This window comes from Vibrio sp. (assembly GCF_050299255.1).
Classification (GTDB): domain Bacteria; phylum Pseudomonadota; class Gammaproteobacteria; order Enterobacterales; family Vibrionaceae; genus Vibrio.
On record NZ_JBNKVP010000199.1, the window covers coordinates 1 to 580 of the forward strand.

General features: G+C 56.0%; 1 protein-coding gene and 2 tRNA genes. All 3 read right to left on the reverse strand.

Annotated elements, in window-relative coordinates; all coding sequences use genetic code 11:
- Positions 1–99: 99 nt before the first annotated feature.
- Positions 100–176: transfer RNA gene (locus ACQY6F_RS19005), tRNA-Pro, on the reverse strand.
- 96 nt (positions 177–272) lie between these two features.
- A tRNA-Gly gene (locus tag ACQY6F_RS19010) sits at positions 273–345 on the reverse strand.
- Positions 346–409: 64 nt separating this feature from the next.
- The gene (locus ACQY6F_RS19015) at positions 410–568 is read right to left on the reverse strand and encodes a hypothetical protein (protein ID WP_428776689.1); all 159 of its coding nucleotides are present in this window, start codon (positions 566–568) and stop codon (positions 410–412) included.
- Positions 569–580: the final 12 nt, after the last annotated feature.

The following is a 580-nucleotide window of genomic DNA, read 5'->3' on the forward strand; positions in this document are numbered from 1 at the left end:
ATAACGGATGTTATGGCGTGAGCCATGGATTTGTAGGATAAATCTGTAGGATAAAAAGAAAAGGCACTTACGAAAATTTTCGTAAATGCCTGTCTTTTCTGGTCGAGATGAGAGGATTTGAACCTCCGATCTCTGCGTCCCGAACGCAGCGCTCTACCGGACTGAGCCACGCCCCGACGTGCTACGGCTTCGTCAAGCAGGCGAGTCGATTGCACTGCGATCGACCCTGAGCAAGCTCTGCTTGCGAACTACGTGTTGACTGCTGTCGTTCAAGCAGGCAACCGGGTTCGAACCGGCGACCTCAACCTTGGCAAGGTTGCGCTCTACCAGCTGAGCTACGTCCGCAAGTAGCGGCGATGTTACCACTTCCCCGGAACACGGGAAGTCCGGCCACTGGTGGTCTCGAGAATCAACTCCCCGTGGAGCCGAAACCGCCCTCGCCCCGGCTCGTAGCCGGCAATTCGGCGGTTTCCTCCATCTCCACAACTGCGATCGGGACGATCACGAGTTGCGCAATCCGATCACCACGCGACAACTGCACATTCTCGGTGCCATGGTTGATCAGTATGGCCTTGACCTC